The organism is Parabacteroides sp. ZJ-118, assembly GCF_011038785.1.
Taxonomy (GTDB): Bacteria; Bacteroidota; Bacteroidia; order Bacteroidales; family Tannerellaceae; genus Parabacteroides.
The window spans coordinates 37,714-44,028 of the sequence record NZ_JAAKDT010000028.1 but is presented as its reverse complement, the minus strand read 5'-3'; the positions used below and the strand labels follow the sequence as shown (position 1 = coordinate 44,028).

At 44.7% G+C, this 6,315-nt stretch carries 9 protein-coding genes; 3 read left to right on the top strand and 6 right to left on the bottom strand.

What is annotated here, in order from left to right; genetic code table 11:
- Positions 1–535: 535 nt before the first annotated feature.
- The 3 genes from G7Y39_RS08955 to bioD all read left to right on the top strand — a co-directional run bounded on the left by G7Y39_RS08955 (position 536) and on the right by bioD (position 2,435).
- On the top strand, positions 536–1,315 hold the full coding sequence (locus G7Y39_RS08955) for a DUF4595 domain-containing protein (protein WP_165157070.1): 780 nt from the start codon (positions 536–538) through the stop codon (positions 1,313–1,315).
- A 259-nt stretch (positions 1,316–1,574) separates the two neighbouring features.
- Positions 1,575–1,721 (top strand): hypothetical protein, encoded by a 147-nt coding sequence (locus G7Y39_RS08950; RefSeq protein ID WP_165157066.1) that lies wholly within the window; start codon positions 1,575–1,577, stop codon positions 1,719–1,721.
- A gap of 33 nt (positions 1,722–1,754) precedes the next feature.
- A complete protein-coding gene (gene bioD / locus G7Y39_RS08945; RefSeq protein WP_165157064.1) occupies positions 1,755–2,435 on the top strand; it encodes a dethiobiotin synthase in 681 nt (226 codons plus the stop codon).
- A gap of 7 nt (positions 2,436–2,442) precedes the next feature.
- On the opposite strand, the gene G7Y39_RS08940 is transcribed toward bioD, so the two are convergent.
- From G7Y39_RS08940 to G7Y39_RS08915, 6 genes are all read right to left on the bottom strand, one after another.
- A complete protein-coding gene (locus G7Y39_RS08940; protein WP_165157063.1) occupies positions 2,443–2,835 on the bottom strand; it encodes a YkvA family protein in 393 nt (130 codons plus the stop codon).
- A gap of 127 nt (positions 2,836–2,962) precedes the next feature.
- On the bottom strand, positions 2,963–3,868 hold the full coding sequence (locus G7Y39_RS08935) for an outer membrane beta-barrel protein (RefSeq protein ID WP_165157061.1): 906 nt from the start codon (positions 3,866–3,868) through the stop codon (positions 2,963–2,965).
- A gap of 21 nt (positions 3,869–3,889) precedes the next feature.
- Positions 3,890–4,354, bottom strand: coding sequence for a DUF4252 domain-containing protein (locus G7Y39_RS08930; RefSeq protein ID WP_165157059.1), 465 nt, complete (start codon positions 4,352–4,354; stop codon positions 3,890–3,892).
- Positions 4,355–4,370: 16 nt separating this feature from the next.
- Positions 4,371–4,916, bottom strand: coding sequence for a hypothetical protein (locus tag G7Y39_RS08925; RefSeq protein WP_165157057.1), 546 nt, complete (start codon positions 4,914–4,916; stop codon positions 4,371–4,373).
- Positions 4,907–5,458 (bottom strand): RNA polymerase sigma factor, encoded by a 552-nt coding sequence (locus G7Y39_RS08920; protein WP_206225155.1) that lies wholly within the window; start codon positions 5,456–5,458, stop codon positions 4,907–4,909. Before G7Y39_RS08920 ends, G7Y39_RS08925 begins: the two co-directional genes overlap by 10 nt.
- A 216-nt stretch (positions 5,459–5,674) precedes the next feature.
- Entirely contained in the window at positions 5,675–6,304 is a 630-nt protein-coding gene (locus G7Y39_RS08915; protein ID WP_165157055.1) for a DUF3256 family protein, read from the bottom strand.
- Positions 6,305–6,315: the final 11 nt, after the last annotated feature.

Here is a 6,315-nt window from a genome sequence, read left to right as displayed (position 1 = left end):
TATTGGGCAGGTACCCGAAACTGATCTTTATCTATAAGATTAACAAGAACTACCTGCATTGTCCCATCTATATTGAGTAATTGGGGATCCTCGTAGTTGCGAAGAAGAGAAATCGATACTAATTATCTACTACAGATATGTTTTGGAACACTTAGAACCGCAATTTTCAGCATTTTTATGTCACTATTCAAATAAATTTGCTAAGTTTGCAGCAATTCTGGGGATTTAGATACTCTGGAAGGACATATTAACGAAAGGTGTTATTGAGATTATCTTCTGTTATCAAATCTCGCAAATTTGTATAATTGGAATGAAGATGATAGCAGTAGCACCACACTTTTTGACATATACCTACCTTATATGCATAAGGCTCTTAGATATTGTCAATATTGGTGTGGGTTGCTATTGTTTTATCCGTACCAAAGGCAATGCGAGAAGCCAAAGAAACAGGATAAAACTAATATAGTTCCCACACCTTATTTTATTAATCTACTTTCTTCGGGGAATTTGGAAAGCATATATAGATCGTTAATTAATGAAAACATTTAGATTAATCGGAATGGCTTTGTTGGCTGTGGTAATGTGTGTGAACTTTATTTCTTGTAGTGATGATGATGAAACAAAAGATGATATTGGTATTTTAACCAACACTCGAAAATTGGTGGAAATCAAAATAAAAGAAGATGATGGAGACATTGAAGCGATTAAATTTGAATACGATAGTAAAGGAAGAGTTATTTCTACTTATGAGATTAAAGAAAATGGAGAAACTCTTTACCACACCAACTACTCTTGGGGTGATGGTAACCTTATCGCGATGGGAGAGGATGGTACAGTAAAGCATGTTTTTGCAAACAAGCATGTCAAGACCTCTTCTTTTAACTACTCTTCCACCTCTTCTTGTACCTATGAATACAATGATTCCGGTCTATTGACACTGTTGAGGCAGAATTCATTCTTTTGGAAAGAGGGACAGTTGACAAATTTGCAATCATCGTCTGAAACATATAAATACGTATATAGTGGAAAGACATGTAAAGGGTGGTGCCCCGTTGCGCACAATGAAGTTTGGGAGAGGGTCGCAGGCTACGAAGAGGGTTGGATATTTTATGCTCATCCTGAGTTAGTAGGCATAAATACTAATCAATTGCCTGATAAACAATATCGCGAAACTTTTGAAGGTGAAGGTGTCACTAATTTTACATATACATTTGATGATGATGGCTATGTGAAAAGCTGTACTGTGGGAGATACATATAGAGTTCCTCCTTATAATGAAACGGAAACAATAGTTTATACTTTCACATGGGAATAGCCATTTGAGACTATGACTAACAACAAAAGCCAACCTACCCAATTATGGGCAAGTTGGTTTTCTGATTCCGTAATCACGTTATTTGGTCGCTCGGCGAGTTGTGAGAGTCGCAGGGGATATTCGCCTGTTCTCGCCCCAATTTCGATCTGTGTAAGATACCGCGGTGTGCCGAAACGCCCCGGTTTACGGAAGCAGGTGAAATGCTTCTGATGAAAAAGATGTGGAAGAAGAGGGTTTATCCTAAAAAAGGTGCGCAACAATGGAAATAATGGAATATCTTTGCCATGTGCCGTGCCGGACGGCGAGACCGGATTCCTGCTGCCCCATCCTACCGAGATGTCAAGCGGAACAGTATGGAATGGGAGAAAGCGTAAACCTCTCCGGCATGGCCGCAAGAAAGGTGTAAACCAATTCAACTAACTATTTTAACAACAGAACAATGAGTAATCAAACGAAAGAAAACGTCTTATTTATCTCCGGCATAGACACGAACGTCGGAAAGACCGTGGCCACCGGTATGATCGCCAAGGCTTTGGCGAAAGCCGGAAAGAGAGTGATCACCCAGAAGATGATACAGACCGGATGCGAGAACGTATCGGAGGATATCGAGGCACACCGCCAAATCCAAGGAATCCCCTTTACCGACGAGGATGCGCAAGGGCTGACTTGCCCTTATATCTTCACCTATCCCTGCTCTCCGCATATGGCGGCGGCGAAAGATGGAAGACGTATCGATTTAGACACGATCACCCAAGCCACCCGGCGATTGCGAGAGACCTATGAGTATGTACTACTGGAAGGAGCCGGAGGCCTAATGGTTCCGAACGACATGGAATCCCTTACGATCGATTATGTGAAGGAACAGGCGTATCCCTTGATACTAGTCACGTCCGGCAAGCTGGGAAGTATCAATCATACTTTGCTTAGCTTGTACGCTTGCGAGCGGTACGGCATCGAGGTAAAAGCCATTGTCTACAACCAATATCCGAGCATCGACCCATTGATCGAGGCGAATACCTTGGAGTATCTGAAGGCCAAATTCCCGGAGACCCCCTTAATCCTCCTTCCGGAAATGACAAGGGGAAGCGAGGAACTCCCTGATATTCGACCGTTGCTTTAACGCCCCATCAAGCCGGATCAGGGAATAGATCCAGTATTTTCTGATCCGCTTTTCTCCGGATCTCCGGCGTGACGCAATCCTTTACCATTTTCAGTACAAAAGTCATTACCGCCACATCGTCCGTGAAGCCGATAAGGGGCAATAGGCTCTCCGGGATCAAGTCGAAAGGCAGTATAAAGTACCCTAAAGCCCCGACTATATAAGCCTTATGTTGAAGTGGCACCTCTCCATCCTGCAATATATAATACAGCGTGAAGACAGGACGCAATACCGTCGCCCCCACTTTCTTCGCTACTCGCTCTATCTTCTTCCAGAAGCTCTTCTCCGAGAAATAAGTCCCATATCTTTGTATCTCATGTACTTCCTCGAAAGGGACATCCTCTATCTTTCTTGTGTCCATAAACGAATCCTATTCAATCAGCTTTTACAAAGATAACAAGTAGCGTAGAAAAATTACACATCAAAATGAAGAAATAACACACATTCTTTAATCTACAACATTTTTAATCCCGCGAAACCTCAACGATCTACAAATGCAATTGTAAACCGATAGAAACCGGATGTACTTTCGGGCCTTTGCCATTTTCAAAGAGATCGATCGGCGAATACTTGGCGTACAGGCCGATCCAGTCCCAACCGGCTTGAAATAAGAAATCCAAGGTTACCGGACGGATATTCATGCCAGAGTCCATCTTCTCCTTATGTTTCTTACCGGAAGCATCATCATAAACGATCTTCGAGGATGAGCAAGTCTTGACCACACCGACTACACCCGCGGACAAAAAGAATTCACTCGAACGCTTTTTAGGCTGCCATTCCAACAACAACGGAAGAGTCAGACTCGTGATATTCAACTTACTCGCTTTCAACGTAACACCCTCAGGAGCCGGACGCAAAGCCGTAACACCGTCTATCTCCTTGAAATACTCATTCGTATCTATGCGGTAACGGCTCCAACGCATGCCGGCACCGATCACCACCGCCCAACGATACCGGGAGAACGGGAACGCTTTTTCCAATACATTCAAATTATATTCCAATGAGTTCCCACTACGAAGGGAGACTCCGTCTACATCATTTACATGCAAACTCCCATCCGCGAAGTTCGCGAAGCCCATTCCAAAACCGGCCCAATGCGGATTGAGGTCTTTATCCCAAGTAGGCACGGGGATATGAATAGACTTCACGTGTTTACGGCGCTCATAGCTTTGTCCGTTCCGGTAATGTCCTTCGAAGATCAACTCGTCATCCACGGAATCTCCATCCTCATCTACCTCATACACCCTGACTTTCACGCGATCGCCATTATCTTTCACCTCAATACGCTTTTTCTCAAGGGTGATAATCGTATCCCTTGTCAAAGACTCAACCTCAGCGGCCATCAACCCTATTGCCGGGAAGCAAGCCATTAAGACCAAAAGCATTCTTTTCATCTTTCTATCTGTTTTGTTTGTTTATAAATCTTTCTTCGTAAATAATAGCGTGATCAAATCATCACTATCCAAATCTCCCTCGATGTACACCAAGGTTATTACCCCCTTCTTACTGACTTTAAAAAGGACAAAGCGGTTGATATCAGCTTCCACCCCCTTCAACTGGTAATAAGCGGAGACTACCCCTCCATCGTCTGTCACCTCCTTGATCTTCCGAGCCCCTTTTTGGTCCGCTTCCAGACATTGACGGGTAAACCGCAGGGCTTCCGGATCATTCTTGATCGTAATACTCTTGTAATGAGTCATGCCATACGTCTCCAACATCTCGTTGGACAACTCCACCATCGTGACATTACGTTTTTTGCCGTATCGTTGAAAGACTTCCTGAATCCTCAAGTCTCTCTGTGCCTCGGCAGCCGAGACTCCACAAGGCATTAGGCAAAATACCGCCACCAGCAGCCATAACATGTATTTGAACCGTCTCATATTCACAGTGTTTTTATTATTCATTATCATCAAATAAAGAACGAAGCTCGTCCAGTTGGTTATCTATAAGCACACGGTCGGTCTCGTCACGATCCGCTTCCGGGAAATACTCGCCGGCAGGAGTGGCCACCTCCTGCAAAGCTTCCATCGCCATGGAACGGACTTTATGAATATCCGTATAACAACGACCGTTTATAACGACATAATTATCCGAGCAAAAACAGGGATCTACCGGATTCAACAGGTGATTAAGCCCCAAAAGCAGCAAGAAACCGGCGGCGATACCGGATACCAGATACAATACGGATCGTAAGGTGAACGCCTTCTTCTCCTCCACCTCTTCCGCATCCGGCATAGAAAGGATATCCTCATCAATCGGGATCAATGCCTCATCCGGCTGTCGCTTTTTCCGACTCTCTCTCTCCAAATAGGCAAACATAGGCGTATAGACCGCCCATCTGTCCGGGACATTCCCCGAAGTAAAGAAGGCTCGAAGTTCCCGCTCCTCTTCCGAAGAGGTCTCTCCTTCAAAATATCGGTTTAATAACTCGTCTATGTCCATTTTTCTTGCTTATTTAATTGTAAAAACTGTTCCCGTATCTTTTTCCGAGCCCTTGAGAGATTCACCCGGACATTCTCGACCGGTGTAGCCGTAATCTCCGCGATCTCGGCTAACTCATAGCCCTCCACATCCTTCATCCGAATAATGGTTTGCTGCAAAGTGGGCAACTGGGCGATCAAGCGTCGTATGCACTCGACGGCATCCCTTTGCTCCAGTCGTTCGTCTGGGCTGACCACGTCCGATACCAATGTAACGCTCTCCAACTCCGATCCCTGCGGCTTTCGCGACTTTATCTTATCCAATGAGAGATTTTTCGTGACCTGCATAGCCAGCGCCTCCACACTCTGGTAGGCATCCAGTTTTTCCCGGATATACCAAAGCTTTATGAATGCCTCTTGCACCACATCCTCAGCTTCGGCTGTGTCCTCAACCAGTCTCCGGGAGAATTTCAACATCTTCTGCCGGAGGGGTAGTACGGTTTTTTTAAACGTCTCAAGTTCCATTTCTATAATCAAGACGACAAAGGATGAAAAACATATCATGGAGAATTAACTTATTTGGAAAAAGCTTTATCCGCCACCCGCTTATTTGTAATGGAAGACTTAGAATGTTACAGTTAGCTTTGTGAGACTAACAAGCGAGTCTATGAATCGAGCTGGGGCAAGGAGAGCGAGATAGAACGATTCTTCACAGTGATACCGCAAAGCCGGTTGCGGTACTACCTTATGAACTATCGGAATGGATGGATCAGGAAAGAATTACTGAAAATGATATTTCTGCCACGTATAGACTTTCGGCTCGCTGAGGTACGGCGCTATTTTCTCGCGAGCCTCTTGGCTCAGGTATTGAGGAGTCGTATAAATGGCGGTCAAAGTCTGATCGTCCGGACTCAATCGATATTGAATTAAATCCATATCCAAATGTGAGACGGCCTCTTGATAGGCTTCGTCTTTCTTATCCATTCCTTGCTTGATGTACCAATCGGATGTTGGCCGCGTGAACAGATCGGATGTTTCCAAAGGCTCCCAATCGGTCGTAAAAAACTCGATGCGGCTATCCGGAACCGGGCCGTTTACCGTAGAGATCATACAAACCACGTAGGTATTGTTCACTAAAGGGAGTAATTTCATCTCTACCGTGCTACGCTCCGTAGTCTGTAGCAAAAGGTAATCGTTCGTTAGCTTTTGCAAGGTAGAGAAGCCATTCATCGTATTTTTCAGCCGGGATTCTTTTCCCGAAGTATAAAGATCCACCAAATCCTTTCGCCAAGCGTGCTCCAATTGAGGGATGTATTGGTCCGGCATCGCCGTGAACACATTTGCCATATCCTGCGCGTTCATTCCCAACGCGAAGACACAGATCAACAACGTAACTATAACTCGTCTCATTCTCTAATTTT

Bases quoted from the DNA above. Each gene is read 5' to 3' on its own strand.
- G7Y39_RS08920 (WP_206225155.1), bottom strand. From the start codon at position 5,458: ATGATATGTTTTTCATCCTTTGTCGTCTTGATTATAGAAATGGAACTT.
- G7Y39_RS08930 (WP_165157059.1), bottom strand. From the start codon at position 4,354: ATGAGACGGTTCAAATACATGTTATGGCTGCTGGTGGCGGTATTTTGC.
- bioD (WP_165157064.1), top strand. From the start codon at position 1,755: ATGAGTAATCAAACGAAAGAAAACGTCTTATTTATCTCCGGCATAGAC.
- G7Y39_RS08955 (WP_165157070.1), top strand. From the start codon at position 536: ATGAAAACATTTAGATTAATCGGAATGGCTTTGTTGGCTGTGGTAATG.
- G7Y39_RS08915 (WP_165157055.1), bottom strand. From the start codon at position 6,304: ATGAGACGAGTTATAGTTACGTTGTTGATCTGTGTCTTCGCGTTGGGA.
- G7Y39_RS08935 (WP_165157061.1), bottom strand. From the start codon at position 3,868: ATGAAAAGAATGCTTTTGGTCTTAATGGCTTGCTTCCCGGCAATAGGG.
- G7Y39_RS08925 (WP_165157057.1), bottom strand. From the start codon at position 4,916: ATGGACATAGACGAGTTATTAAACCGATATTTTGAAGGAGAGACCTCT.
- G7Y39_RS08950 (WP_165157066.1), top strand. From the start codon at position 1,575: ATGGAAATAATGGAATATCTTTGCCATGTGCCGTGCCGGACGGCGAGA.
- G7Y39_RS08940 (WP_165157063.1), bottom strand. From the start codon at position 2,835: ATGGACACAAGAAAGATAGAGGATGTCCCTTTCGAGGAAGTACATGAG.